General features: G+C 71.5%; 26 protein-coding genes. 12 read left to right on the forward strand and 14 right to left on the reverse strand.

Annotated elements, in window-relative coordinates:
• Window positions 1-49: 49 nt before the first annotated feature.
• The 7 genes from ACFSKW_RS41605 to ACFSKW_RS41635 all read right to left on the reverse strand — a co-directional run bounded on the left by ACFSKW_RS41605 (window position 50) and on the right by ACFSKW_RS41635 (window position 5,639).
• Window positions 50-769, reverse strand: coding sequence for an SIMPL domain-containing protein (locus ACFSKW_RS41605; RefSeq protein ID WP_379579649.1), 720 nt, complete (start codon window positions 767-769; stop codon window positions 50-52).
• Window positions 770-825: 56 nt separating this feature from the next.
• The gene (locus ACFSKW_RS41610; protein WP_379579651.1) at window positions 826-1,596 is read right to left on the reverse strand and encodes a maleylpyruvate isomerase family mycothiol-dependent enzyme; all 771 of its coding nucleotides are present in this window, start codon (window positions 1,594-1,596) and stop codon (window positions 826-828) included.
• 132 nt (window positions 1,597-1,728) lie between these two features.
• Window positions 1,729-3,042 (reverse strand): alpha/beta fold hydrolase, encoded by a 1,314-nt coding sequence (locus ACFSKW_RS41615; protein WP_379579653.1) that lies wholly within the window; start codon window positions 3,040-3,042, stop codon window positions 1,729-1,731.
• A gap of 57 nt (window positions 3,043-3,099) precedes the next feature.
• Window positions 3,100-3,657, reverse strand: a complete 558-nt coding sequence (gene pspAB, locus ACFSKW_RS41620; RefSeq protein WP_379579655.1) for a PspA-associated protein PspAB — start codon at window positions 3,655-3,657, stop codon at window positions 3,100-3,102.
• 3 nt (window positions 3,658-3,660) lie between these two features.
• The gene (gene htpX / locus ACFSKW_RS41625; RefSeq protein ID WP_379579657.1) at window positions 3,661-4,560 is read right to left on the reverse strand and encodes a zinc metalloprotease HtpX; all 900 of its coding nucleotides are present in this window, start codon (window positions 4,558-4,560) and stop codon (window positions 3,661-3,663) included.
• Window positions 4,561-4,563: 3 nt separating this feature from the next.
• Complete coding sequence (gene pspAA / locus ACFSKW_RS41630) at window positions 4,564-4,842, reverse strand: PspA-associated protein PspAA (protein WP_379579659.1); 279 nt, start codon at window positions 4,840-4,842, stop codon at window positions 4,564-4,566.
• Complete coding sequence (locus ACFSKW_RS41635; RefSeq protein ID WP_379579661.1) at window positions 4,839-5,639, reverse strand: PspA/IM30 family protein; 801 nt, start codon at window positions 5,637-5,639, stop codon at window positions 4,839-4,841. The genes pspAA and ACFSKW_RS41635 overlap by 4 nt, the downstream gene beginning before the upstream one ends.
• Before the next feature lie 152 nt (window positions 5,640-5,791).
• On the opposite strand from ACFSKW_RS41635, the gene ACFSKW_RS41640 reads away from it, so the two are divergent.
• Window positions 5,792-6,376: a DUF3043 domain-containing protein gene (locus ACFSKW_RS41640; RefSeq protein ID WP_379580264.1), complete on the forward strand. Its 585-nt coding sequence runs from the start codon at window positions 5,792-5,794 to the stop codon at window positions 6,374-6,376.
• Window positions 6,377-6,483: 107 nt separating this feature from the next.
• Window positions 6,484-8,442, forward strand: a complete 1,959-nt coding sequence (locus tag ACFSKW_RS41645; protein ID WP_379579663.1) for a multicopper oxidase family protein — start codon at window positions 6,484-6,486, stop codon at window positions 8,440-8,442.
• 1 nt (window position 8,443) lies between these two features.
• On the opposite strand, the gene ACFSKW_RS41650 is transcribed toward ACFSKW_RS41645, so the two are convergent.
• Window positions 8,444-9,445 carry an SMI1/KNR4 family protein gene (locus tag ACFSKW_RS41650; protein WP_379579665.1) on the reverse strand — a complete coding sequence of 334 codons (1,002 nt, stop codon included), beginning with the start codon at window positions 9,443-9,445 and terminating at the stop codon, window positions 8,444-8,446.
• 68 nt (window positions 9,446-9,513) lie between these two features.
• Window positions 9,514-9,654 (reverse strand): hypothetical protein, encoded by a 141-nt coding sequence (locus ACFSKW_RS41655; protein WP_379579667.1) that lies wholly within the window; start codon window positions 9,652-9,654, stop codon window positions 9,514-9,516.
• Window positions 9,655-9,691: 37 nt separating this feature from the next.
• Between ACFSKW_RS41655 and ACFSKW_RS41660 the strand changes: the two genes are divergently transcribed.
• Window positions 9,692-10,690: an aldo/keto reductase family protein gene (locus ACFSKW_RS41660; RefSeq protein WP_379579669.1), complete on the forward strand. Its 999-nt coding sequence runs from the start codon at window positions 9,692-9,694 to the stop codon at window positions 10,688-10,690.
• Window positions 10,691-10,740: 50 nt separating this feature from the next.
• On the opposite strand, the gene ACFSKW_RS41665 is transcribed toward ACFSKW_RS41660, so the two are convergent.
• A complete protein-coding gene (locus ACFSKW_RS41665) occupies window positions 10,741-10,947 on the reverse strand; it encodes a hypothetical protein (protein ID WP_379579671.1) in 207 nt (68 codons plus the stop codon).
• A gap of 80 nt (window positions 10,948-11,027) precedes the next feature.
• Here ACFSKW_RS41665 and ACFSKW_RS41670 point away from each other — a divergent pair, with 80 nt between their 5' ends.
• Both ACFSKW_RS41670 and ACFSKW_RS41675 read left to right on the forward strand, forming a co-directional pair.
• Complete coding sequence (locus ACFSKW_RS41670; RefSeq protein WP_379579673.1) at window positions 11,028-11,660, forward strand: SCO2322 family protein; 633 nt, start codon at window positions 11,028-11,030, stop codon at window positions 11,658-11,660.
• 3 nt (window positions 11,661-11,663) lie between these two features.
• Entirely contained in the window at window positions 11,664-13,073 is a 1,410-nt protein-coding gene (locus tag ACFSKW_RS41675; protein WP_379579675.1) for a bifunctional adenosylcobinamide kinase/adenosylcobinamide-phosphate guanylyltransferase, read from the forward strand.
• Between the two features lie 288 nt (window positions 13,074-13,361).
• Here ACFSKW_RS41675 and ACFSKW_RS41680 read toward each other — a convergent pair whose 3' ends face one another.
• The gene (locus ACFSKW_RS41680; protein WP_379579677.1) at window positions 13,362-14,186 is read right to left on the reverse strand and encodes an ABC transporter ATP-binding protein; all 825 of its coding nucleotides are present in this window, start codon (window positions 14,184-14,186) and stop codon (window positions 13,362-13,364) included.
• A gap of 724 nt (window positions 14,187-14,910) precedes the next feature.
• Here ACFSKW_RS41680 and ACFSKW_RS41685 point away from each other — a divergent pair.
• Window positions 14,911-15,663 carry an adenosylcobinamide-GDP ribazoletransferase gene (locus tag ACFSKW_RS41685; protein ID WP_379579679.1) on the forward strand — a complete coding sequence of 251 codons (753 nt, stop codon included), beginning with the start codon at window positions 14,911-14,913 and terminating at the stop codon, window positions 15,661-15,663.
• On the opposite strand, the gene ACFSKW_RS41690 is transcribed toward ACFSKW_RS41685, so the two are convergent.
• Genes ACFSKW_RS41690 through ACFSKW_RS41700 form a run of 3 tightly spaced genes read right to left on the reverse strand, consistent with a single transcriptional unit; the run spans window position 15,656 to window position 17,837 of the window.
• On the reverse strand, window positions 15,656-16,516 hold the full coding sequence (locus ACFSKW_RS41690; protein WP_379579681.1) for a CPBP family intramembrane glutamic endopeptidase: 861 nt from the start codon (window positions 16,514-16,516) through the stop codon (window positions 15,656-15,658). The genes ACFSKW_RS41685 and ACFSKW_RS41690 overlap by 8 nt on opposite strands.
• Window positions 16,516-17,493, reverse strand: a complete 978-nt coding sequence (locus tag ACFSKW_RS41695; RefSeq protein ID WP_379579683.1) for a hypothetical protein — start codon at window positions 17,491-17,493, stop codon at window positions 16,516-16,518. Before ACFSKW_RS41695 ends, ACFSKW_RS41690 begins: the two co-directional genes overlap by 1 nt.
• Window positions 17,490-17,837, reverse strand: a complete 348-nt coding sequence (locus ACFSKW_RS41700) for a GntR family transcriptional regulator (RefSeq protein WP_379579685.1) — start codon at window positions 17,835-17,837, stop codon at window positions 17,490-17,492. Before ACFSKW_RS41700 ends, ACFSKW_RS41695 begins: the two co-directional genes overlap by 4 nt.
• A 96-nt stretch (window positions 17,838-17,933) precedes the next feature.
• Here ACFSKW_RS41700 and ACFSKW_RS41705 point away from each other — a divergent pair, with 96 nt between their 5' ends.
• The 6 genes from ACFSKW_RS41705 to lipB all read left to right on the forward strand — a co-directional run bounded on the left by ACFSKW_RS41705 (window position 17,934) and on the right by lipB (window position 25,069).
• The gene (locus ACFSKW_RS41705; protein ID WP_379579687.1) at window positions 17,934-19,403 is read left to right on the forward strand and encodes a leucyl aminopeptidase; all 1,470 of its coding nucleotides are present in this window, start codon (window positions 17,934-17,936) and stop codon (window positions 19,401-19,403) included.
• A 38-nt stretch (window positions 19,404-19,441) separates the two neighbouring features.
• Window positions 19,442-20,806 (forward strand): dihydrolipoyl dehydrogenase, encoded by a 1,365-nt coding sequence (lpdA, locus tag ACFSKW_RS41710; protein WP_379579689.1) that lies wholly within the window; start codon window positions 19,442-19,444, stop codon window positions 20,804-20,806.
• A 21-nt stretch (window positions 20,807-20,827) separates the two neighbouring features.
• The gene (gene sucB / locus ACFSKW_RS41715; RefSeq protein ID WP_379579691.1) at window positions 20,828-22,309 is read left to right on the forward strand and encodes a 2-oxoglutarate dehydrogenase, E2 component, dihydrolipoamide succinyltransferase; all 1,482 of its coding nucleotides are present in this window, start codon (window positions 20,828-20,830) and stop codon (window positions 22,307-22,309) included.
• Window positions 22,310-22,616: 307 nt separating this feature from the next.
• Complete coding sequence (locus tag ACFSKW_RS41720; protein ID WP_379579693.1) at window positions 22,617-23,510, forward strand: TIGR01777 family oxidoreductase; 894 nt, start codon at window positions 22,617-22,619, stop codon at window positions 23,508-23,510.
• A 37-nt stretch (window positions 23,511-23,547) separates the two neighbouring features.
• Window positions 23,548-24,285 (forward strand): Type 1 glutamine amidotransferase-like domain-containing protein, encoded by a 738-nt coding sequence (locus ACFSKW_RS41725; RefSeq protein ID WP_379579695.1) that lies wholly within the window; start codon window positions 23,548-23,550, stop codon window positions 24,283-24,285.
• 109 nt (window positions 24,286-24,394) lie between these two features.
• Entirely contained in the window at window positions 24,395-25,069 is a 675-nt protein-coding gene (lipB, locus tag ACFSKW_RS41730; RefSeq protein ID WP_379579697.1) for a lipoyl(octanoyl) transferase LipB, read from the forward strand.
• The last annotated feature ends 30 nt before the right edge of the window (window positions 25,070-25,099 follow it).

The raw sequence follows: 25,099 nt of genomic DNA on the forward strand, positions 1-25,099 counted from the left end.
GGTCGCGGGACCCTGGGGGTTGCCGGTGTCCGGGAGCCGCCCGGAGGCGTCAGTCGAGCGCGTAGACCACCCGGACGTTGACCCCCAGGGTCTGGCGTCCGGGGCTCACCGACGCCTTGTCCTGCGCGAGCGCGCCGGTGAACATCATCGGGGCGGGCCCGCCCGGGATCTCCTCGCTGATCTCGACCACCTCGCCGAGCCTGCGTCCCGCCAGCGCGGCGTACTGCTTGGCCTTGATCGCCGCGTCCTTGAACGCGGCGGCGCGTGCCCCCTCCATCACCTTGGCGGGGTCGGACACCTCGAAGCTGACGCCGTTGAGCCTGACCTCCTCGCCGATCGCGGCGACCGCGTCGATGATCCTGTCGGCCTTGGAAAGGTCACGGACGATGGCTTCGACGCCCTGGGCGGCACGGTAGCCGGACACCTTCGGGTAGGTCTCGTACTCGGGGCCGAGCGACAGTTCGTTCGTCGTCAGGTCGTCGACGGACACTCCCGCCTTGATCAGTGCGTTGGTGAGCCTCGCGGCCGCACCCCTGGCCGCCGCGAACGCCTTGCCCGCGGTGGCCCCGCGCACCTCGACACCCGCCGACAGCCGCATGACATCGGGCGCGGTGGAGACCGTTCCGTGTCCGACGACCGCGACCTGTTTTCTCGCCTCGTCCGCAACCACCCTCGCTGATTCCGGCGCCGCGTGAGCCGTACCGCCGAGCGTGCCCATCATCCCGAGCGCGACGGCCGTGGCCGCAAGCGCGTCAGCAAGCTTGATCATAGGCGCCATGTCACCATCGGTCCGATGCGTTCCGGCGAACCGACGCGGCCATTTGACTAGATCATGGAACGATCCGCCCACCACGACAGCAACGTGGTCTCGCCCTCGACTCTGTGCTGCTCGACCGAGCGCCGTCCCCACGCCAGCAGCAACAGGTCGGCGGCCGTGTCCGCGTGCAGCGTCGCCGTGACGTCCGCCGTCGCCCGCTCAGCCGCCCGCTCGTAGGTGAAGCCGCCCGGGTGCAGGGTGATCAGCCAGGCCGCGCCCGTGCCGGTCCGCCACGCGATCGTCTCCCCTTCGCCGGCCAGTTCGGCGACCTGCGGACGCCATCTGGCGTACGGCAGGACGTCGAGGAACTCCTCCACGCCATCGGCCGCCACGTTCTCGTCGATCGCGAGCGGGCGGCCCAGCGCCAGGGCGGCGTCGGCGTGGTGGACGGCCGTCTCGTGCAGTTGCCTGCGCGACCAGAACCGCACGTGCCTGTCGCCGCCCCACGCCCACACGGGCTCGCCCGGCTTCTGGAGCGTCAGCGCCTCGCCCAGCGCCCTCGCGCCGTCATGGAGCCATCCGGGCAGCTCGCCCGCGGGCCTCCCCGACGCCTCGGCCTCGATCGCCGTCCTGTCGAGCCGCTTGGGCGCCAGCTCGCGCACCATCCGCGCCGCCCACCTGTGGACGGATCCGGTGTGCCTCACCAGCTGCTCCAGGTTCCATCCCGGGCAGGTGGGCACGGGGGCGCCGAAGTCGGCCTCCCGGACGGTGTCCGCCATCCGCTCGATCTGCGTGACCGCCGCCTCGGTGTGGTCCTCGTGCGTCCAGTCCCTGACCATCGGCCCTCCCGACCCGCCTTCTCGCCCGCCCTGCACGGCGATCCGCCCGCCGCTCGTCCCGCCCGCCCGGCGGCGGAGGGGTCGCCCGGGCGCTCGGCACAGGCTGATCGTGTCACCGTCCGGCCGGCTCGGCTACCGGCAGGCCTCGACGACCGCGGCGGACAGCTCCCTCTCCGGCACCCGTACCAGCCGCGCCCCGAGCGCCGCGGCCAGCCGTTCGTGGCAGCGGTTCGGCCGTCCCCCGCTGATGACGGTCACGGGCACGGTGAGCAGGGGGTGCCGCTCCCTGACCTTCCGCAGGGCGGCGGCCATCTCCCTGTGGGCCAGCCACTCCCCCACGACCGCCGCGACCACCCGGCCGGTTCCGTAGACGCCGTACGGGTCCGCCATGCGCCTGCGCAGCCGGTGGAGCGATGGCCCCAGCGCTCTGGCCAGCGCTGTCGCCCCCCACGTGGCGCCCAGCGCGGGCATCCACCACCCGAGCCCCGCCACGAGCGCCCTGCGCCGCCTGCGCACCTCGCACGCCGGCTCGACGAGGACGAGGCGCGCGACGCGCAAGGGGTGCAGCCTGGCGAAGGCCTCGGCGTGCCAGGCGGCCACCGAGTGCGCCACGACCGTGGCGCGGATCGAGTCGGGGACGAGGGCGGCCAGGCGGGCGGCCTCGCCGTACAGGGTGGGCGGGGTGGGGGCGGCCGGGCTGCGGCCGAGACCTGGCCGGTCGAAGCGGATGACGCTGCGGTCGCGGCGCAGCCCCTCGGCGAGCTCGTCGCCGTGGAACCACGCGTCGGCGGGGCCCGAGCTGACCAGGACGGGCAGGCCCGAGCCTTCGTGGACGACGTGCATCGGCCCCGTCTCCACCCGGGGGGTGACCGCGCCGAGCAGCCGGGTGGCGAGATAGATGAGCCAGACGGCGATCAGCGTCACCTGCACGCGCTGGGCCAGCCCCGCGTACCTGCCGATCGCGTCGGCGACGAGCGTGGTCCCGCTGGCGGTGAACATGACGACGGCGAACGCGCAGCCGACCGCCGATCGCCACGCGGCGCTCAGCACCACCATCGCGACCAGCACGGCCGCGTTGGCGGCGCCGCTGGCCGGCACGTGCAGCCAGGCCTGAGGGGAGAGCGCGCGCCCGCAGGTCGCGCAGTCGAGCGGGAAGAGCGCGGCGACGGTGGTGAACAGCCCGAACAGGGCCATCGCCAGCCAGCCCTGCCATTCCTCGCGCACCCTGGCCACCAGGGCGACGCCGCCCATGCAGGCCAGTCCCGCGAGCCCGTCGCAGGCTCTGAACATCCTGGACCACGGCTGATCACGGGCGGCCAGCTCGCCGACGTACCCGTCGAGCCTGTCGAGGGCCGGTGCGGCCAGCTGGCCCGGCAGCCACGCGCTGTAGAGGACGGCACCGACGACGAACGCGCAGGCGGCCGCAAGAGTGAGTCGTCGCTCCATGTGACCAGTAAATCACCCAAAGTGACATATAAGGGACACCGGGTGGCTCACCCCTGGTCAGAGGCCCGGGGCGCCCCAGACGGGGAACCACCTGCTGAGGTCCTCCTCGATCTTCAGCTCACCCTCCAGCACGCCCCGCGCCTGCAGTTCCAGCGCGTTGTCCCTGGTCTGGCCGTCCAGCGGGGCGAACGGATAGAACGTTCCCCGCTTGTACAGGTAGACCACCGCCAGCCTGCGCCCCCGCCGGTCCGCGAAGGACACCAGCGAGCACAGCAGGGAGGGCCCGAACCCCGCGTCCTCCAAGGAGGAGTTGACCGCGTGCAGCTCGGTGACCAGGTCGCCGATCGCCTCGGGCGCGCGCCTGACCAACAGCCACGAGTAGCCGTAGTCGTCGCGCGTCTCCTCCACCCGGTCCCCGAGCAGGGCCTTGACCTCGCTCTCCAGCGTCGCGAACGCGCCGCCCTCGGCCGCCCGGTAGCTGACCGACCCCACGCCCGTCGGCGCGAACCCCGTCGCGGCCTCCAGCGTGACGGCCGCGGACGGCAGCGCGAACAGCGCGTCGAGGTTGGGTTCGGCCGGCTTGGACCTGCCGAGGATCACGTCGATCCAGCCCATCGCTCAGCCCTTTCCGAGTTGCGCGGAGATCTTCGCCAGGTTATCCAGGCGGCGCTCGAGCGGCGGGTGCGTGGAGAACAGGTTCGCCAGCGTCCTTCCAGGGGCCGCCGCGGGCGCGAAGTAGAAGGCGTTGAACGGCTGGGCCTCGCGCAGGTCACGCGTCGGGATCCTGGCCATCTCGCCGCTGATCTTGACCAGCGCGCTCCCCAGTGCCGACGGCTTCTGCGTCAACAGGGCGCCCGCCCGGTCGGCGGCCAGCTCCCTGTAGCGGGAAAGGGCACGGGTGAGCAGGAAGCTGACGGCGTAGACGGCGATCGAGACCAGCATGACGATCAGCCCGATGGGAAGCCCGCCCTGGTTGCCCTCCCTGCGGCCGCCCAGGCCGGTGTAGAGGGCGAAGCGCGTCATGAGGCCCGCCACGATCCCGAGGAAGGAGGCGATCGTCATGACGGCGACGTCGCGGTGGGCGATGTGGGAGAGTTCGTGCGACAGCACGCCTTCGAGCTCCTCCGGCCCCAGCCGGCGCAGGATCCCGGTCGTCACGCAGACGACGGACTTCTTCTGGTTGCGGCCCGTCGCGAAGGCGTTGGGCACGTCGGAGTCGGCGATCGCCACCCGCGGCTTGGGCATGTCGGCCATCGCGCAGAGCCTGTCGACCAGGCCGTGGAGCTCCGGCGCCTCCTGCGGCGAGACCTCCCGCCCGCCCATCGCGAACAGCGCGATCCGGTCGGACAGGAAGTACTGCGCCAGCAGCATGACACCGGCGATCAGCAATACGCTCAGCGCCCGCACGCCCAGGGCGATGAGGGCGCCGACGAAGACGACGTAGAGCAACCCGAGCAGGAACATCGTCACGACCATGCGGCTGGTGAGGCCACGGTCGGGCGCGAACCGGGTGCTCACGGCCTAGCCCGGGATGAGCCCCGAGTCGCCCAGCATCTCCCTGACTTCCTCGATCGAGGCGTCAGCGGGGGGAAGGATCAGCTCGGACGGCTCCAGGCTGTCGTCAGGCAACGCCTTGCCCACGTGGCGCACCTTGTCGAGCAGAGCGTGAAGCTTCTCGCGGAACTCCGGCTCGTTGTCGGCCTCGATGGCCGCCTCGAGCTCGCCGTCGAGTTCGTTGAGCACGCCGAGGTCGGCCTCGGCGATCTGGACCTGGCCCTCGCCCATGATTCTGACGATCATGCGGGCTCCCCGGGCTGACGCAACTGCTGGGTCTGCTGCTGCGGCTGGGGCTGAGCCTGCGGCTGCCCCTGCTCGATGGAGGGCTGCGGTGCGGACCCCTGGCCGAGCTCGGCCTTCATCCTGGCCAGCTCCAGCTCGACGTCCCTGCCGCCGCCCATGCGGTCGAGCTCGGCCTGGATGTCGTCGGTACGGCTGCCGCTGAAGTCGTCGAGCGCGCCGGATGCCAGCAGCTCGTCGATCGCGCCGGCCCTGGCCTGCATCTGCGCGGTCTTGTCCTCGGCCCGCTGGATCGCCAGGCCGACGTCGCCCATCTCCTCGGAGATGCCGGAGAACGCCTCGTTGATGCGGGTCTGCGCCTCGGCCGCGGTGTAGGTGGCCTTGATGGTCTCCTTCTTGTGGCGGAAGGAGTCGACCTTCGCCTGGAGGCGCTGGGAGGCCGTGGTGAGCTTCTCCTCCTCGGCCTGCAGGTTGTCATGCTGGACCCGCAGATCGGCGATCTGGGTCTGCAGGCTGGAGCGACGGGTCAGCGCCTCGCGCGCCAGGTCCTCGCGCCCGACGGAAAGCGCCTTGCGCCCCTGATCCTCAAGACGGGTGGCCTGCTGCTCGATCTGGTTGATCTGGAGCTCCACCCGCTTGCGCGACGTGGCGACGTCGGCCACACCCCTGCGCACCTTCTGCAACAGCTCGAGCTGCCGCTGATAGGAGTAGTCAAGGGTCTCGCGCGGATCCTCCATTTTGTCCAGGGCCTTGTTGGCCTTGGACTTGAAGATCATCGAAAGTCTCTTCATCACGCTCATGCGCGTCGGCCGTCCCCTTCTTAGGTCGTGCTGTGATCACCCAGTGCAGCGCAGCCGCCTTGGGATTACCCTACGCATAACGCACGGGGGCGTCACTAAGTTGCACTCCAGGTAGGGTTGACGCTGTGTTGCGACGCCGTTCCCAGACCTCAGTGGACGAATCCCCCGTCCCCACTGACGATCCTAAGCCCCAGGGCAAAGGTCGTCCCACCCCCAAGCGCCGTGACGCCGAAGGGCGTCGGCGCCAGCCGGTGACCGCCCCTGCCAACCGCAAAGAGGCCTACAAGCAGATGCGGGCCAGGCAGGCATCCGACCGGGACAAGGCCCGCCAGGGCATGTCGCGCGGCGAGGAGCGCTACCTGCCCGCACGCGACAAGGGCCCGGTGCGCAAGTTCGCGCGCGACTGGGTCGACTCGCGGCGCGTCATCAGCCAGTACTTCCTGCCGTTCTCGCTGGTGATCCTGGTGCTGACGTGGGTTCCCTTCCCGCCCGAGATCCGCAACTGGGTCTACTTCGGGGTCATCACGATCGGCTGGCCGATCATGATGGTCGGCGTGCTGGCCACCTCGATCTGGGTGTCGTGGAAGGTCAAGAAGGTCGCCGCGGAGAAGTTCCCGAGCGAGGACCTCAGGGGCGTCGGCTTCTACGCGGCCATGCGCGCTCTGCAGATCCGCAGGCTCCGCTTCCCTCCGCCGCAGTTCCTGCCCGGCGGCAAGCCCGCGCCGCCCAAGGCCTGATCCCTCTTCATCCCGTACGGCCCGCGTCCTGACACAAGGACGCGGGCCGTACGAGCATGTGGGCATGACATCAGGAACTTAAAGTTTCCTGAAAAAGCGGGAAACCTGTGAGTCGTCACGATCGTCACACCCGGTGGGGTCCGGATCTTCACTCACGGGGAGACCATGCGAACGACAAGACGGGGGTTTCTCGGCGTGGTCGTAGGGGCGGCGGCCTCGGTCACCGCCACCACCACGGGCGTCGCCGACGCCGAACCGCTCGTCGGGGACGGCTTCGAGCCGGCGGGGGTCGACAGGCCCACCACCGCCACGCTCACACCGTTCCTCGACGCCCTGCCCGTCCCTCAGGTGCTGAGGCCCAGGGGCAAGGAGGTCGCGCTCGAGATGCGCTCGGTGCGCAGGCGCCTGCACTCCCAGCTGCCGCCACACGGCTCTGGACGTATGCCGGCAGCTTCCCTGGCCCGACCATCGAGGTGCGGCGCGGCCAGAAGGTCAAGCTGGCGTGGACCAACACGATCAGGGGCGAGACCGTGCCGGTCACCGCGGTCCAGGTGCCCGCCGGTCCGACGATCCCGATCAACAATCCGGGAAGGGACGGGGCGACGCCGCGCGCCGACGTGGCGGCGATCCCGCCATGGCTGGTGGTCCACCTGCACGGGGCCATCACCAACGCGGGCAACGACGGATGGGGCGAGAACGGGTTGCTGGCCGGTGAGGCCGAGGCGGTGGAGTACGTCAACGACCAGCCTTCCACCGGGCTCTGGTACCACGACCACGGCATGCACGTGGGCACGTGGACCGTCTTCTCGGGACTGCTCGGCGCCTACCTGATCAGGGACGAGGAGGAGGACGCGCTCAGGCTGCCCAGCGGCAGGCACGAGGTCCCGCTCATCCTGTGCGACCGCAACTTCGACACCGACGCGGGCGGGCTGCTCAACGGGGAACTCCTGCACAAGGTGCAGATCACCACGACCACGCCGAAGGTGGTCACCAGGGCGTTCGCCGGGCCGTACACGCTGGTGAACGGGGTGGTCTGGCCGTACATGGACGTGGATCCGCGGTGGTACAGGTTCAGGATGCTCAACGCCTCCAACGCGCGGACGTTCAGGCTGCGCCTGTTCGACGAGGCGACGGGGCAGCCGGTGACGGGCGCGGTCAAGCAGATCGGCAGCGACGGCGGGCTGCTGCCCGCGCCGGTGGCGATCGACGGGGACCTGGTGCTCGCGCCCGCCGAGCGGGCCGATGTGCTCGTCGACTTCAGGGCGCTGGCCGGTAAGAGGGTGAAGATGGTCAACTGCGGTCCCGGCGTGCCAGGGCAGCCGGCCCCGCAGGCCAACATCCCCTTCCCCGACGTGATGCAGTTCAGGGTGGCCGACCGCAGGCCGAACGACTCCTTCACGCTGCCCGCGGTGATCTCGCCGAGCTTCGTGCGGACCACGCACGACAACCTGCCCGCCGACCACGGGCACAGGGTGGTGCTCACGATGGTGGGCGGCGGGGACCACGCGCAGATGTGGGAGATGGCCGAGGATCCCGGGGCTCCGGTCGGGGCCGAGGGCGTCGTGCAGATCAAGGACGCGTCGGGCACGGTCAAGACCTACCGGCGGGTGGCGAGGATGCCCGACGACGCGGTCAACTTCTTCGCCGCGCTGGGCGGGACCGAGGTGTGGACGTTCGTCAACGTCGCTCCCGCGCTGCACCCGATGCACATCCACCTGATGCGCTTCCAAGTCCTCAGCCGGGATATTTACGATATTTCCGGATTCAAGGTGGACAAGGGGACGACGGAGACACCGGTCGTCTTCAAGCAGGCGGGCGTGCTCGACCCGAACGAGCAGGGCTGGAAGGACGTCGTCAGGGTCGGCGGCGCCGAGGTCGTCAAGGTCGCAGGGCGGTTCGAGGGCGGCAGCGGGCGCTTCGCCTACCACTGTCACCTGCTCGAGCACCAGGACGAGGGCATGATGCGGCCGCTGGTCGTCTTCCCGCCCGCCGTCCTGGCGCTGCGCGGGCAGCACGGCCACCACAGGCACGCCCTCGTCGACGAGGCCCGCCTGCGACAGCGATAGATCACCCGGCCGGCTCCCAGCGGACGGCCCCGCGGACCACGCGGGGCCGCCATCCGTCGACAGCGGCGCCGCGCTGCAGCGCGTCGGCGTTGGCCCGCAACAGGTCCAGGTAGGACGGCCGGTGTGAAGGGCCGACGCCCGCACCCCCGTCGTCCCACCCGTCGACCCACCGGACGTCGCCCACGACGGAGTCGATCACAGCGTAGATCCGGTTCTCGTCGTTCTCGGGGTAGAGCAGGAACGGGATCATCCTGCCGTTCCAGTACTCCGCGCGCGGGTCGTCACCCTCCACCATGTCCCCCCTGCACATCGACCGCCAGCCGTCGCGGATCTCCCTGATGCCGAGTCCCACGCCCTTGTCGGGGCCGAGGGGCATGCCGCCGTTGTGCCGCAGGAGGGAGGCGCGCAGGTCGTCCGGGAACCGCAGGCCGGTCTGCGACTCGGCGACGGCGATGGTGCGCGCCCTGCCGGGACCGCGTAGCGAGGCGTAGGTGACAGGGGCGTTGCGCCTGAGCCAGCGCTCGAGGCGCCGCCACTGCGCGTCGACCTGGCGCTTCACCTGAGGGTCGAGCGGCCTGACGACCACGGCGCGCCGCTCGGGCGCGCAGGCGGGGTCGGGCGTGGGCGCGATCGCCGGCGACGGCGACGGCGACGGCGTGGGGACGTCGGCGATGGACGGCTCGGGCGCGTGACCCTGCTCGGCCGTACCGGATCGGGCGCGCATGCTCACCAACTGCTCGCGCTCCTTCTCCGCCTCCCCCGCCGAGGTGATCGCCGCGACCGTGCCGACGCCGGCCACCAGCAGGCCGAGGATCAACCCCGCCAGCAGGCCGTTGAGGAAGCGGCTGACAGGGCGCCGGTGGTAACGCTCGAGGTCCTCCGGAGTGGGACGGCCGAGCACCGGCTCCCGCACGGGAGCAGACGGCGAGGTCCTTCTGTCGATCCTGATCGCGATCGCGGCGAGCACGACGGCGATCAGCGCCATCCGCAGGAGCTTGAGCACGCGCGGCACCCTACCGGACCCACCCGGGGACCGGCTCGGCGGAGATCACCGACGGCCGCCGCGCTCGCTCACCGGGCTCCGGCGCGCCGCCCTTCCGCCGATTCCCGCGGTGCGACCTCGGGCGACGTCGTACGGGCGCGGCGGCGTAGCCGTACCACGACAGCCGTCAGGATCGCGGCGGTCAGCGCGTGCCGTACAAGCTTCACCACGCCGGGCACACTATCCCGAACCGATACAGTCGTGTGCATGGAATTCCGTCACCTCGGCCGCAGCGGTCTCCTGGTCAGCGAGATCAGCTACGGCAACTGGATCACCCATGGCTCCCAGGTCGAGGAGGAGGCCGCGAACGAATGCGTGAAGGCCGCCCTCGACGAGGGGATCACGACCTTCGACACCGCGGACGTCTACGCGGGCACGCGCGCCGAGGAGGTGCTCGGCAGGGCGCTGAAGGGCGTCAGGCGCGAGTCGCTGGAGATCTTCACCAAGGTCTACTGGCCCACGGGCCCCGGCCCCAACGACCGCGGACTGTCGCGCAAGCACATCACCGAGTCGATCAACGGTTCGCTGCGCCGCCTGCAGACCGACTACGTCGATCTCTACCAGGCCCACCGCTTCGACTACGCGACGCCGCTCGAGGAGACCCTCAAGACCTTCGACGACCTCGTACGGCAGGGCAAGGTCCTCTACGTCGGCGTCAGCGAGTGGAACGCCGACCAGATCGCCCAGGCGCTGAAGATCGCCGACGAGATGGGCTTCGACCGGATCGTGTCGAACCAGCCGCAGTACAACGCCATCTGGCGGGTCATCGAGTCGGAGATCGTGCCGCTGAGCGAGAAGGAGGGCGTCAGCCAGATCGTCTGGTCGCCCATCGCCCAGGGCGTGCTGACCGGCAAGTACCTGCCCGGCCAGGCCGTTCCCGCGGGCTCGCGCGCCACGGACGAGACCGGCGCCAAGATGATCGACAGGTTCATGAACGACGACGTGCTGACCCGCGTCCAGGACCTCAAGCCGATCGCCGCCGATCTCGGCCTGTCCATGGCCCAGCTCTCGATCGCGTGGGTGCTGCAGAACCCGAACGTCGCCAGCGCCATCGTCGGGGCCTCCAGGCCCGAGCAGGTGCGCGACAACGTCAAGGCGGCAGGCGTCAAGCTCGACGCCGAGGTGCTCAAGAAGATCGACGACGTGCTCGGCCCGATCATCGAGCGCGACCCGGCCAAGACGATCTCCCCGGCCACCCGGCCATAGCGGTTACGCATGAAACGAAAAACCCCTTGGTTCCCAAGGGGTTTTTTCATTCACTCCGTTCGCAACGACATTCCCGCATATTCAACCCGGTCTTCGTCGAGCAGAGCCACTTGCTCGACCCCCGATTCCAGCAGGTCACGATAGTTCTCACCAAGCCACGACTCGGCGTCGGCCTGGCTGGGGAAAACCTCGCGCGGCAAGGGGCGGTCGGTCACCTCACCACCATTTGCGTTTTCATAACGCCAGCGCCATGTCATGCCATACGCTCCTTTTCCGCGGGATCGCCCGAGCTCACATCGGCACCCGCACCATACCCCTGGAGCATGGAGGTTGATCGATGCTGCGCGCATTAGGGCTCGCCTGCGCGGCGGCCCTGCTCGTTTCCGCTCCTGCCTTCGCCGACCCCGCCCCCGGCGCGCCTGATCCGAACGCCGCCCGCCTGTGGAGCTACTGGCAGAGCGACGGCACCGCGTGGCTGTCGGGCCAGGCGGACGCCGCGGTACGCGACGGCTCGGTGATCGGCTGGCGCTTCGCCGCGGCCCCCGACGGCTCGGCCGCCGAATCCCCCGGCGGCGAACTGCCGGCGTTCGACCAGATCTGCGGCAAGGAGCCCGCCGCCTCCGGCCACCAGCGCGTGGCCCTCGTGATCGACTTCGGCGACACCGGCACCGACGCCTACCCGGGCGAGCGCCCACCCGCTCCCGTCACCACGTGCGTGGCAGGGGCGGAAGGCGCCACGGGGATGCAGGCGCTCGCCCTGGCCGCCAGGGTGCGCGCCGAGTCCTCTGGAACGGTCCTCGCGGTCAACGACTACCCCGCCAGGGCGAAGGGCGGCGCCGCCCCTGCCCCCTCACCCGCCCAGGATGGAGGGCCGCCGGTGCTGTGGATCGCGGGCGGCGTGGCCGCCGTCGCGATCGTGGGCGGCGGGGTGCTGGTGGCCCGCCGCTCCCGTGGGCGTGCCACGCTGTGAGGCGTGCTTGTCAGGTTCATCGGTACGGCGGGGCGCGACGGCTGGCCCTCGCCCGGGTGTTCGTGCGTCTCGTGCGCGGGACTGCCGCCGGGTTGGCGCGCGCCCCTGCGGGTGGAGATCGACGGCGTGCTGACGCTGGGGGACGACGCGCCTCCCCCCGGCTACGAGGCCGAGGGAGCACTCGTCGTCGCACCTGACGGCTCCCGGCTCCTCGACCTGTCCCGTGCCCCCGCCTCTGCCGAGAGGTACGGCACCGCCTCCGACGAGCGCGACGGCACCACCGCGCCGCCCCCACCGGGATCCCCTCACCCGACGGCCCCCTCGCAGGGACCCCCTCCCCCCACGGCACCGCTCGACCCGGGCCCCCCTCGACCCGCCGCGCCCGCCACCCCGGCGCCCTCTCCACTCACCGCGCGCGCCACCTCAGGAGACCCTCACCAGACCACACCACTCGACCCGGGATCCCCTCGACCCGCCGCGCCCGCCACCCCGGGCCCCCCTCTTCCCACCGCGCCCGCCACTCCAGGAGACCCTCGCCAGACGACACTCGACCCGGAGGAGCAGCGGCGGGCCACGCCGCTCGACCCTGGGCCGCCAGGACCCGCGGCGGCTCCTTCGACGGGCACCGCTCTCCCGACGCCCGTGAACGACACCTCCCCGGCGTGCGACCTCGTGCTGGTGGACCTGCTCGACGACCCCTCCGTCCTCGGCGACCTGCGAAGGCGCGGGATCGTCACCGCCGCCACCCACGTCGTCGCCGTCGGGCTCGACCATCGCGTCAGGTCGGAGTCCGAACTCGCCAGGCGGCTCGCGCTGTGGGGGGCGCGGGCCGTACCGGACGGGACCGTCGTGGACACCGCCCACGCTCCCCCACCCACCCCGGCCCCGCCACGACGGACGCTGCTGCTGGGCGGCTCGCGCTCGGGCAAGTCCGACGAGGCCGAGCTGCGGCTGGCGGCCGAGCCCCACGTCACCTACCTCGCCACGGGACCCTCGGGCCACGGCGACCCCGAGTGGGCGGCGCGGGTGGCCGCCCACCGCGCCAGACGGCCCGCCCACTGGTCGAGCGAGGAGACCACCGAACTGGCCGAGGCGATCGACCGCGCCACGACGCCGCTGCTGGTCGACGGACTCGGGACGTGGCTGGCGGCGATGTTCGATGAGGCCGGCGCGTGGGAGGAGCCTTCGCGTCGCGACGAGGTGGTACGGCGCTGCGACGAGCTGGTGGAGGCCTGGCGCTCGACCCGCCAGCGGATCGTCGCGGTGTCGGACGAGGTGGGGCTCGGCGTCGTCCCCTCCACTTCCAGCGGGCGGGCCTTCCGGGACGCGCTCGGCCGCCTGAACCAGCGTCTGGCCGCCGAGTCGGAGGACGTCACGCTCGTCGTGGCCGGACGCCTGCTCCCCCTCACCTGACGTCCGTTCCGCCCACCACGCGGGTTCGGCGACCCGAGCGCCGGAGGTTCCGGCCGGACGTAGAGAGGCTGACCCGGGCGCGGGGTCCCGGGCGGACGCAGAGAGGCTAAGCCGAGCGCTGGGAGTTCCGGGCCAACGTGGAGCGGCGAACCCGAGCGCCGGAGGTTCCGGCCGGACGTAGAGGCTGAGCCGGGCGCGGGGTTCCGGGCGGACGTGGAGCGGCGCACCCGAGCGCTGGGAGTCCCGGGCGGACGTGGAGGACCGGGGTGCTAGAGACGGACCGGGGTGCTAGAGACGGACCGGGGTGCTAGAGGCGGGGGTGCGGACGGCGCGGGCCGACCAGCGGCCGTCGAGCCGGTCCACGCGGAGCTCGCGGCCGAAGCACTCCGACAGCGCAGACGCGGTCAGGGTCTCCTCGACCGGGCCCGCCGCCAGGATGCGGGTGTCCCGCATGAGCAGCGCGTGCGTGGTCGTGGCCGGGACCTCCTCCAGGTGGTGTGTGACGGTCACCGTCGTCAGCCCGTCGCGCCCCGCGAGGTCCTCGATCGAGGTGATGAGGTCCTCTCGGGCGGGGAAGTCCAGCCCGGCGAACGGCTCGTCCAGCAGCAGGATCGCCGGGTCCGCCATGAGCGCCCTCGCCACCCTGATCCTGGCCCGCTCCCCCTGCGAGCACACCACGAACAGCCGGTCGGCCAGATCCTTGCAACCCATCTCGGCCAGCAGCGCGTGGGCCCTGTCGTGCTCGGCCTCGCCGTACCGGTCCCAGAGCGGCGCGCTCGTGCCCGTGTGCCCGGTGAGGACCACGGTGTGCGCGGTCGCGGCCTCCTCCTCCAGCAGCGCCTCGTCCACCAGGCGCTGGCTCGCCGCGACCAGGCCGATGTCCCTGCGCAGCTCGCGGAGGTCCACCCGGCCCATCCGGCGGCCGAGGATGGTGACGGCGCCCTCGCTGGGATGCCGTACGGCGGCGGCCAGCGACAGCAGGGTGGTCTTGCCCGCCCCGTTGGGACCGAGGATCACCCAGTGCTGACCGTAGGCGACCTGCCAGTCGATCCCGGCCAGCAGTGTCTTGCCGACCACCCTGACACCGACACCTTCGAGTTCCACGGCGTGCATCCGGACACCCTAACGACCAGCCGGGCGTGCCTTCTCCCCGGGTCCGCTTCGAGCGGTCACCACCGCCGCAGTCGTGCTCTTCCCCGCGCGGGCTTCGGGCCGCCGCCCCGCCGCCGCACTCGGGCTCTTTTCCGAGTCCGCCTCGGGCCACTCCGATCGCCACCCGACGGCCCGCTGTCCGGATCCGCATCGGGCCCCTTCAGCGTTCCCGAGCCCGCTTCGGGTCGCCGGCACCGGCTCCTGACGGTTCCGAGGAGCCGGTTCCACGAGACGCACCCGAGGCGAGGCGTCGCGGAGTCCTGGGGATGGCGAGTGGCCGCCGAGGGCCCCGGCTGACGCCGGCATGGCGGCTCGTGGTCGAGGCGAGGGACGAGACGGGCCCCGCTTGGGTCCGCAGCAGCTGATGGTGTCGGAGGCCGGGGCCGGCAGCGGGGAGGCGTGCATGGAGAGCGAAGGCAAGCGGCCAGGAGGCGGTGACAGCGGAGAGCGAAGGCAGACAGCCCGGAGTGCGATGACAGCGGAGAGCGAAAGGCAGACAGCCCGGAGTGCGATGACAGCGGAGAGCCGGAGCACGCGGCCGTGGCGATCGAGGGTGGTGGTGGGCGGGCGCGAGCGGCCAGAAGAGGGTGGCGGTGGAGGGTGGGGGCAGGCGGCCGGGGCGAGGCAGGGCGAGGGGCGGGTTGGGGCCGAGAGGACGGGGGTGGTGAACGTAGGATCGACGGCCATGACCGGGTGGGCGGACGGGGTGCGGTTCGCGGTGGGGACGTTGAGCGTCTTCCCCGTCAGGGTGGATCGGGTCGACCGTGAGGTGGCAGGGCGGGCGATGGTCCTCGCGCCGCTGGCCGGGCTGGTGCTCGGGGCCGTCAGCTGCCTGCCGCTGGCCCTGCCCGGCTCGGAGTTGCTCGGGGCGGCGCTGGCGCTGGGTCTGCTCGCGTTGCTGACCAGGGGCCTGCACCTGGACGGGCTCGCGGACCTGGCGGACGGGCTGGGGAGCGGCAGGCCCGCCGCTCAAGCCCTGGATGTGATGAAAAAGTCGGATATCGGGCCGTTCGGGGTTGTCACCCTGGTCTTCACGCTGATCGTGCAGTGCGCGGCGCTGGCAGAGGCCGGCCCCGTGGCACTGGTCGCGGCCTGCGTGACCGGGCGGCTGGCCCTGACGTGGGCCTGTACGCCGGGTGTGCCGTCCGCGCGGCCCGGCGGGCTCGGCGCCATGGTGGCGGGCACCGTACGGCGGGGCGCGGCGCTCGTCGCCACCCTGGTCGTGCTGTCGGCGGCCGTCCTCGCGGGAGCTGCAGGGGCCGGGCCTGCGGGAGGGGGGTTCGTCCTCCCACTGGCCGTGCTCGCCGGGTTGGGGGTGGCGACCGGGTTGCTGGCGCACGCCGTACGGAGGCTCGGCGGCGTCACGGGAGACGTGCTGGGCGCGCTCGTCGAGACGGCCGCCACCACCGTGCTCGTCGTATGCGCGGTGTTCAGCTGACCGGCTGCGCCTGCCGTACCGGGGACAGCTTGAACACCACGGCCGTGATGACGGCCAGCACCGCCCATCCGACGAGACCGGTGATGCCGGCGAGGACGGTGTTGGGCGGGTCGGCCGCGTCGCCGAGCAGGAGGGCGAGGGAGGCGGCCGGGTTGAGCGCCGCGTGGCCGATCACGGCGGGCCAGAGGCTGCCCGTGCGCAGGCGCAGCCAGCCGAACAGCATCCCGGCCAGCACGCAGAACCCTACGAAGAGCACGGCGGCCCACGGGCCGATGGAAGGGTAGTTGTAGCCGAGGGCGGTCGCGGGCGCGTGCCAGAGCCCCCAGATCACGCCGGAGAGCACCAGCCCGCCGAAGACCCCGCGCGATGCGACCAGTTGGGGCAGCAGCCATCCGCGCCAGCCCCACTCCTCCCCCAGCATCGGGATGATGTTGAGTATCGGCAACAGCAGGGTCGAGGCCAGGAGCTGAACGACCAGTGCGGTGTGCGGGTCGGCCGAGGACCCGAGCATCGAGGTGAAGATGCTGAGGCGGTCGAGGTCGAGGGAGACCAGGCCGAGCGCCGCGGTCAGGGCGAGCGTGCCGTACACGACCAGGGGGACGGCCGCCCACGTGACCAGCAGCAGTCCGACGGTGCGGCGCGGGTGCTCACCGAACGTGAGGCCGGTCTGCCTGGCCCATGCGCGGAACGGTGTGCGCCTGGCCAGCCATACGGCGAGCACGCCGACACCGGGTGTGAACATCATGAGCCCGATCAGCGGGCCGAACAGCGGATCGGCCAGTCCTTCGCCGAGCCACAGAGGTGACGCGGCCAGCCACGCTGTGCCGAAGGTGACCAGGAGGAAGAGCGCCATCACGCGCCGACCCTTTCGTCGATGAGGGCGTTGAGCAGGGCCGCGCCGCGCGCGGCGTCGTCGATGCTGACGAGGAGCTGGCCGCCGGAGCGGTAGCGCAGGACGAGGCAGTCGCCGCCGCGCAGCATGATCGCCGCGGCTCCGGGGACGCCGCGGATGCCCCAGCCGCCCACCTGGCTCGGGAAGCGCTGCTCCGACCAGGCGCGCTCGATCTTGGACAGCCTGATCCTGCGGACCGGCCAGCCGAGCGGCCCGAAGCCGATGGCGACGCCGTCCTCGGTGATCCGCACGGTGACGGAGGAGGTCAGCAGGCCGCACACGAGCACGAGGGCGGCCACGCCGAACAGCGGCCCGCCCGCGCCCGGCATCAGCCCCGCGAGCGTGAGGGCGCCGAAGGCCACCGTCAGCAGCGCCGAGCCCGCGGTGACCGCGACCAGCCACAGGTTGGACACGCGGCTGACCCACACCGAGCGCTGGCCCGGGCGCAGCCGTAGCCTCGGCGGCGCCTCGCCCTCGGGCGTGGCCTGGTCGGGCTCGCCCCTGAAGAGGAAGCCCGCGAGGATGCCGCCCGCGGCCGCCACGGCCAGGACGGCCACGACGTCCCATCCGAGGCTCTTGGCCTGGGTCCACACCGGGACGTCGAGGTTGGCGGACATGATCGACAGCTCCGCGCCGACGACGAACAGGCCCCAGCCGAACAGGGTTCCCCACCAGTAGGCGCGGCTCAGCCGCCGGTCGAAGGCCGTGCCGTGGAGCGCGATCCCCACCATGACCGCAAGGACGACGACCGCCATGGCGACGCTGAACAGCAGGTTCTGTGTGAAGGACATGCTGCCGTCGGGCACGGAGCCGCTCCAGTGAGTGGCGAGCGGGTCCGGCAACCTGTCGCGCAGGGAGAGGGGGACCGCCACGAGGACGGCGGAGACGGTCAGTCCCCACGCCCCCGCGGCGAGCAGCGCGCGGTTCCTGCTGGTCATGGCAGCTCCTTCAGTACGTCGATGAGGTCGTCGCGGCTGTAGCCGTACCTCTTCGCCTCCTCGAGCAGCTCGCGCGCCCGCTGGACGATGAGCGCGCGGCCGGTCGGGACCCCGGCCACGCTCACCCCCCGGCCCCGCCTGAACTCCAGCAGGCCTTCGTCGCGGAGGTCGCGCAGCGCGCGCAGCACGGTGTTGGCGTTGATGCCGAGCGCGTCTGCGAGGTCCTTGGCCGGCGGGAGGCGATCGCCTGCCTGGTAGGAGCCCTCGCCTATGGCGCGCCTGATCGCCCCTGCCACCTGTTCGTGCAGGGGCCGGGGATCGTTGAGATCGAGCGTGAGCAACATGGTGCTAATGACAATAGCATCATTTTTCGGCACCGTATTGGTAGGATGAACCCCTGTTTATGAATAAGCTGCCAACCGTGGATAGCATCGGTCTACGTGACCACTGTGCGGCTGAACTCAGCAGATCCCGTCTCGTTCGACACCGACGCCCTGGTCGTCGGTTTCCTGTCAGGTTCCGAGGGCCCGCGCCCCACCGCGAAGGGCCTCGACGCCGCCTTCGACGGCAAGCTGGCCGCGTCTCTGAACGCCGTCGGCTTCGCGGGAAAGCCGGGTGAGGTGGCCAAGGTCCCCACGTTCGGCGCCATCACCGCGCCGCTGCTGGTCGCCGTCGGACTCGGCGAGTCCGCCGACCTCGAGGGGCTGCGCCGCGCCGCGGGCACGGCCGTCCGCTCTCTCGCCGGTACGGCACGCGCCGCCCTCACGCTGCCCTCCGCCTCCGCGCAGGAGGCCGAGGCGGTCGCGCTCGGCGGCCTCCTGGGCGCCTACGACTACGCCAGGTACCGCACCAACGGTGAGCAGAAGGTCCCTGTCGGCGAGCTGGTCGTGCTGACCGCCGCCGAGGGCTCGGCCGAGCGCGTCGCGGTCGTGGCGGACGCCGTCACCCTGGTGCGCGACCTGGTCAACACCCCGCCCATGGACCTGTGGCCGGCGAAGTTCGCCGAGATCGCCGAGCAGGAGGGCGCCAAGGCCGGCCTCAGCGTCGAGGTGCTCGACGAGAAGCAGCTCAAGGACGGCGGCTACGGCGGCATCATCGGCGTCGGCCAGGGCTCGGCCAACCCGCCGCGCCTGGTCCGGCTGTCCTACACCCACCCCGAGGCGAGCCAGACGCTGGCCTACGTCGGCAAGGGCATCACGTTCGACTCCGGCGGCCTGTCGCTGAAGCCGTCGGCCGCCATGGACTGGATGAAGTCCGACATGGGCGGCGCGGGCGCGGTGTTCGGCGCCCTCGTCGGCATCGCCCGCCTCGGCCTCAAGGTGAACGTCGTCGGCTACCTCTGCCTGGCCGAGAACCTGCCCAGCGGCACCGCGACCCGCCCCTCCGACGTGCTGACCAGCTACAGCGGCAAGACCGTCGAGGTGCTCGACACCGACGCCGAAGGCCGCCTGGTCCTCATGGACGGCATCGCCCGCGCGGTCGAGGACGACCCCGACCTCATCGTCGACGTCGCCACCCTGACCGGCGCCCAGATCGTCGCCCTCGGCTGGCGTACGGCGGGCGTCATGTCCAACGAGGACGACGTCCGCGAACTCGTGGTCTCCGTCGCCGACGAGGCGGGCGAGGGCGCGTGGGGCATGCCGCTGCCCGAGGAGCTGCGCAAGGGCCTCGACTCGCCGATCGCCGACATCGCCAACCTCCAGCCCGAGCGCTGGGGCAGCATGCTCGCCGCGGGCATCTTCCTGAAGGAGTTCGTGCCGGAGGGCAGGCGCTGGGCGCACATCGACATGGCGGGGCCCGCCTTCAACAAGGGCGAGCCGCACGGCTACACGCCGAAGGGCGGTACGGGCGCCATCACCCGCACCCTCATCGGACTGGCCGAGAGGGCCGCAACGGGCCTTAACAAGTGAAAAGATGACGGCATCACCATCCGACAAGGAGCTTTCCTGTGGCCTACGACATCGTCGTCCTAGGTGGCGGTAGCGGCGGCTACGCCTGCGCACTGCGGGCGGCAGAGCTGGGCAAGACGGTCGCGCTGATCGAGAAGGACAAGATCGGCGGCACCTGCCTCCACCGCGGCTGCATCCCCACCAAGGCCCTGCTGCACTCGGCCGAGATCGCCGACGAGACCCGTGAGAGCGAGGCGTACGGCGTCAAGGCCCGCTTCGACGGCATCGACGTCCCCGGCGTCCACGCCTTCAAGGACAAGATCGTCACCCGGGCGTGGAAGGGCGTGCAGGGCCTGCTCAAGTCTGCGGGCGTCACGATCGTCGAGGGTGAGGGCAGGCTCGTCGGTCCCAACCGCGTCCAGGTGGGCGCCGAGGTCTACGAGGGCGCCAGCATCGTCCTGGCCACGGGCAGCGCGCCGAAGTCGCTGCCCGGCCTGGAGATCGACGGCGAGCGGATCATCACCAGCGAGCACACGCTGAAGATGGACCGCGTGCCCACCTCGGTCATCGTGCTCGGCGGCGGCGTCATCGGCGTGGAGCTGGCCAGCGTCTACCGCTCCTTCGGAGCCGAGGTCACCATCGTCGAGGCCCTGCCCCACCTGCTTCCCGCCGAGGAGGAGTCGAGCTCCAAGCTGCTGGAGCGCGCCTTCCGCCGCAGGGGCATCAAGTACGAGCTGGGTGTCTTCTTCGACAGCGTCAAGACCACCGACACCGGCGTGGTCGTCACGCTGGCCAACGGCAAGACCCTCGACGCGGAGCTGCTGCTGGTGGCCGTGGGCCGCGGCGCGGTGAGCGCGGGCATGGGCTTCGAGGAGCAGGGCGTCGCGATCGAGCGCGGCACCGTGGTCGTCGACGAGCACTGCCAGACCGGCGTGCCCGGCGTCTACGCGATCGGCGACCTGATCCCCACCCCGCAGCTGGCCCACGCAGGCTTCGCCGAGGGCATCATGGTGGCCGAGCACATCGCGGGCCTCAACCCGCCGCCGATCGACTACGACGGCGTGCCGCGCATCACCTACTCCGACCCCGAGGTCGCCTCGGTGGGCATCACCTCCAAGCAGGCGGCGGAGCGGGGCATCGAGATCGTCGAGCAGGTCTACGACCTGGCCGGCAACCCCAAGAGCCAGATTCTCGGCACCGCGGGGGCCGTCAAGGTGCTGGCCCAGAAGGACGGCCCTGTCGTGGGCGTCCACATGGTCGGCCGCCGCATCGGCGAGCTCGTCACCGAGGGCCAGCTGATCTACAACTGGGAGGCGCTCCCCGCGGAGGTCGCCCAGCTGATCCACGCTCACCCGACCCAGTCCGAAGCCATGGGCGAGGCCATGCTGGCGCTGGCCGGCAAGCCCCTGCACGTCCACAACTAAGAACTCGAGGAAGACATACCCATGCCGGTCTCCGTACAGATGCCCCAGCTCGGCGAGAGCGTGACCGAGGGCACGGTAACCCGTTGGCTGAAGAAGGAGGGCGAGCGCGTCGAGGCCGACGAGCCGCTCCTCGAAGTGTCGACCGACAAGGTCGACACCGAGATCCCGTCGCCGTCGGCGGGCGTCCTGACCAAGATTGTCGTCGCCGAGGACGAGACCGTCGAGGTCGGCGCCGAGCTTGCGATCATTGACGAGAACGGTACGGCCGGCGCCGCCGCTCCCGCTCCGGAGGCCGCGGCCGCTCCTGAGCCCGAGCCTGAGCCCGAGCCCGCCCCTGCCTCCTCGATCCCGCAGCCCGCGCCGGCTCCGGCCGCCGCCCCGGCCCCGGCCCCTGCTCCCGCCGCAGCTCCGGCTCCCGCGCCCGCCCAGGCCCCCGCGCCTTCGCCGATCGCGACGACGCCCGCCGCCGCGCCGAGCCCGCTGCCGTCCTCGGGCGACAGCCCCTACGTCACGCCGCTGGTGCGCAAGCTCGCCAACGAGCACGGGGTGGACCTCGACTCGCTGACCGGCACCGGCGTCGGTGGCCGTATCCGCAAGCAGGACGTGCTCGAGGCCGCCAAGACCCGGCGCGACCAGGCCGCTCCTGCCCCGGCCGCCCAGGCCCCCGCGCCCGCCCAGGCCGCGCCCGCCGCCGCTGCCCCCGCCGCCCAGGCCGCTCCGGCCGCCGCGGCCCAGGCTCCGGTGGCCGCCGCGCCCGAGGCGGTCCAGGTCGACACCACGCTGCGTGGCCGTACCGAGAAGATGTCGCGCCTGCGTCAGACCATCGCCAAGCGCATGGTCGAGTCGCTGCAGACCGCGGCCCAGCTCACCTCGGTCGTCGAGGTCGACGTGACCAAGATCGCCAAGCTGCGCGCGAAGGCCAAGGACGACTTCTTCCGCCGCGAGGGCGTCAAGCTGACCTTCACGCCGTTCTTCGCGATGGCCGCGGTCGAGGCGCTCAAGCAGCACCCGAAGCTCAACGCCACGATCAACAACGAGACCAACGAGGTGACCTACTTCGACGTCGAGAACCTCGGCGTCGCGGTCGACACCGAGCGGGGTCTGCTCGCGGCGGTCGTGCACAGCGCCGGTGACCTCAACCTGGCCGGCCTGGCCAGGAAGATCACCGACGTGGCCGAGCGCACCCGCGACAACAAGGTGACGCCCGACGAGCTCACCGGCGGCACGTTCACGCTGACCAACACCGGCAGCCGCGGCGCGCTGTTCGACACGCCGATCCTGAACCAGCCGCAGGTCGGCATGCTCGGCACCGGCGCGGTCGTCAAGCGGCCCGTCGTGCTCGACACGCCGGAGGGCGAGGTCATCGCGGTCAGGTCGATGGTGTACCTGGCGCTGACCTACGACCACCGTCTGGTCGACGGGGCCGACGCGGCGCGCTTCCTCACGACGATCAAGCGTCGTCTCGAGGAGGGCCGCTTCGAGGCACAGCTGGGCCTCGCGTAACGCCCTGCCGTTCAGGCTCGTGATGCGGGCGCCCGCGGAGACTCTCCGCGGGCGCCCGCCCGCGTTCGAGGCGGGTCGCGACCGGTCCGTTCGTGACCGATCCGTTCGTGACCGCTCGCGCCGGTCCGTTCGTGATCGATCCGTTCGCGGCCGGTTCGCATCGGTCCACCGGTTCGCGCCGGTCTGTTCGCGGTTCGGTTCGTTCGCGGCCGGTTCGTTCGCCCGGTCCTTCGACTGCCGTCGCGACGTCGCCCCTCCACGGGCGCGGGATCGAGGTCGCGGCGCCCCTTCCGCGTAGGGTGGGAGGATGGCGATCATCGTGACGGGCTCCTCGGGTCTGCTCGGCAGGGCGCTGGTCGGCGCGCTCACCGAAGAAGGAGAGCAGGTCGTCCGGCTGGTACGGCGCCCGCCCGCGAGCGGCGACGAGTCGCTCTGGGAGCCCGAGAAGGGCCTCGTCGACCGGGAGGTGCTGGAAGGCGCCCAGGCGGTGGTGCATCTGGCGGGCGCGGGGCTCGGCGAGCACCGATGGAGCGACGCCTACCGGCGGGAGATCGTCGACAGCAGGGTGGCAGGGACCAGGACGCTGGTCACGGCGCTGAAGGGGCTGAACAGGCCGCCCGAGGTGCTGCTGTCCGCCTCTGGAGCGGGCTTCTACGGCGACACGGGCGACAGGGTGACCGACGAGAGCGGCCCGCGCGGTGAGGGTTTCCTCGCGGAGCTGTGCGAGCGCTGGGAGGCCGAGGCGAGAAGGGCCGAGCAGGCGGGTATCAGGACCGCCCAGCTCAGGACCGCGATCACGCTGTCGGCCCATGGCGGGGCACTGGAGCGGATGCTGCCGGTCTTCCGGCTGGGGCTCGGCGCGCCGCTGGGCTCGGGCGGGCAGTGGTGGGCGTGGATCTCGCTCGACGACTGGGTCCGCGCCGCGCTCCACATCCTGCGGAACCGGGACATCGAGGGACCGGTGAACGTCGCCGCGCCCGAGCCCGTGACCAACAAGGAGTTCACCAGGGCGCTGGGCCGGGCGCTGAAGAAGCCGACGATGCCGATCGCCGTGCCGGGATTCGCGTTGCGGACGGGGCTGGGCGGTTTCGCCGACGAAGGGTTGCTGATCGGACAGCGTGCCGTCCCGTCGAAACTGCTTGACAGCGAGTTCCGGTTCCTGCATCCGACCCTCGACGAGGCGCTGGCGGCCGTACTCTAGTGAGCCATTCGTCCGACTCACCGTGGGGGGTAGCACAATGACCAGGTCAGGGCAGTCCCATATCCTCGCCATCGGCGGCGGATCCTTCAAGGCGACCGAGCGCTACGGCTTCCTGCAGGCCAGCCCGCTGTTGCGTTACGCACTCGATCTCACAGGGCAGGACAGGCCCAAGCTCGGCCTGCTCGCCACCGCGACGGGTGACGACGCGGACTGGCTGCTGAAGATGTACGGCGCCTTCGCCGGTTGGGACGTCGAGGTGAGCCATCTGACGGTCTTCCCGATGCCCAATGTCGAGGACCCGAAGGCGTGGATGCTCGACCAGGACATGATCTATGTCAGTGGCGGGAGCGTGGCCAACCTGGCGGCGTTGTGGCGCCTGCACGGCCTTGACGAGGCCTTCGAGGAGGCGTGGCGGTCGGGTGTGGTGCTGGCCGGGCAGAGCGCGGGCGCGCTGTGCTGGCATGTCGGCGGCAACACCGACTCCTTCGGCCCGCGGTTGCGGGTGTGGGCCGAAGGCCTGGCGCTGCTGCCCTACTCGTGCGGCGTCCACTACAACTCCGACCCGCAGCGCAGGCAGCTGCTGCACGAGTCGGTGGCCGCGGGCGAGCTGCCCGACGGCTACGCCGCCGACGAGGGCGTGGGCCTGCACTACGTGGGCACCGAGTTCATCCAGGCGGTCACCGTCGACCCCGCGGGCTACGCCTACCGGGTGGAGCACGACGGCGCGGGCGGCGTGAAGGAGTTCAGGATCGAGCCGAGGCTGCTCACCGCGTGATCCGCTGACGGCGGGAGGCGCGTCCCACGGGTCCGCGATGACGTGGCCGGGCACGGCCATGGGAGGTCATTGCGGTCCCGTGGTCGTTTCTTGTGAGTAACCTTTATCTGTGGCGAAGCTGACGATTGTCCGTCTTGGTGTGGACGTGCCGTACGAGCAGGCGTGGGCACTCCAAAGACGCGTCCACGCCCACAGGGTCGCAGGCACTCTCGGCGACACCGCGCTGTTGCTGGAGCACGCGCCGGTCTACACGGCGGGAAGGCGCACGGCGGCGCACGAGCGGCCCGCCGACGGCACCCCCGTCGTCGACGTCGACAGGGGCGGCCGCATCACCTGGCACGGGCCCGGTCAGCTCGTCGGATACCCGATCATGCGGGTGGGCGACGTAGGCGCCTACGTGCACGCGCTCGAAGAGGCGATGATCCAGATCTGTGCCGACTTCGGCGTCAGCGTGCACAGGGTCGAGGGGCGCAGCGGCGTCTGGGTGCGCGACGAGGGCGGCCCCGAACGCGCCCTGGGCGCGGTCGGCATCAGGATCGTCGGCGGCGTCACGATGCACGGCTTCGCGCTCAACTGCGCCAACGACCCGAGCTGGTTCAACAGGATCGTGCCGTGCGGCATCACCGACGCGGGGGTCACCTCGCTGTCGCAGGAGTCGGGACGGCGCATCGTGGTCGACGAGGTCATGCCGTACGCGGAGAAGCGCCTGGCCGAGGCGCTGGAGGCGGAGCCGCAGGACATGCACGAGGAGGACCTTCTCCAAGCGGTGGCGAAACTGCGGTGAAATCGGGATGAGCCGCTCCTAGTATCGGCG

This window comes from Nonomuraea mangrovi (genome assembly GCF_042681425.1).
Lineage (GTDB): Bacteria > Actinomycetota > Actinomycetes > Streptosporangiales > Streptosporangiaceae > Nonomuraea > Nonomuraea mangrovi.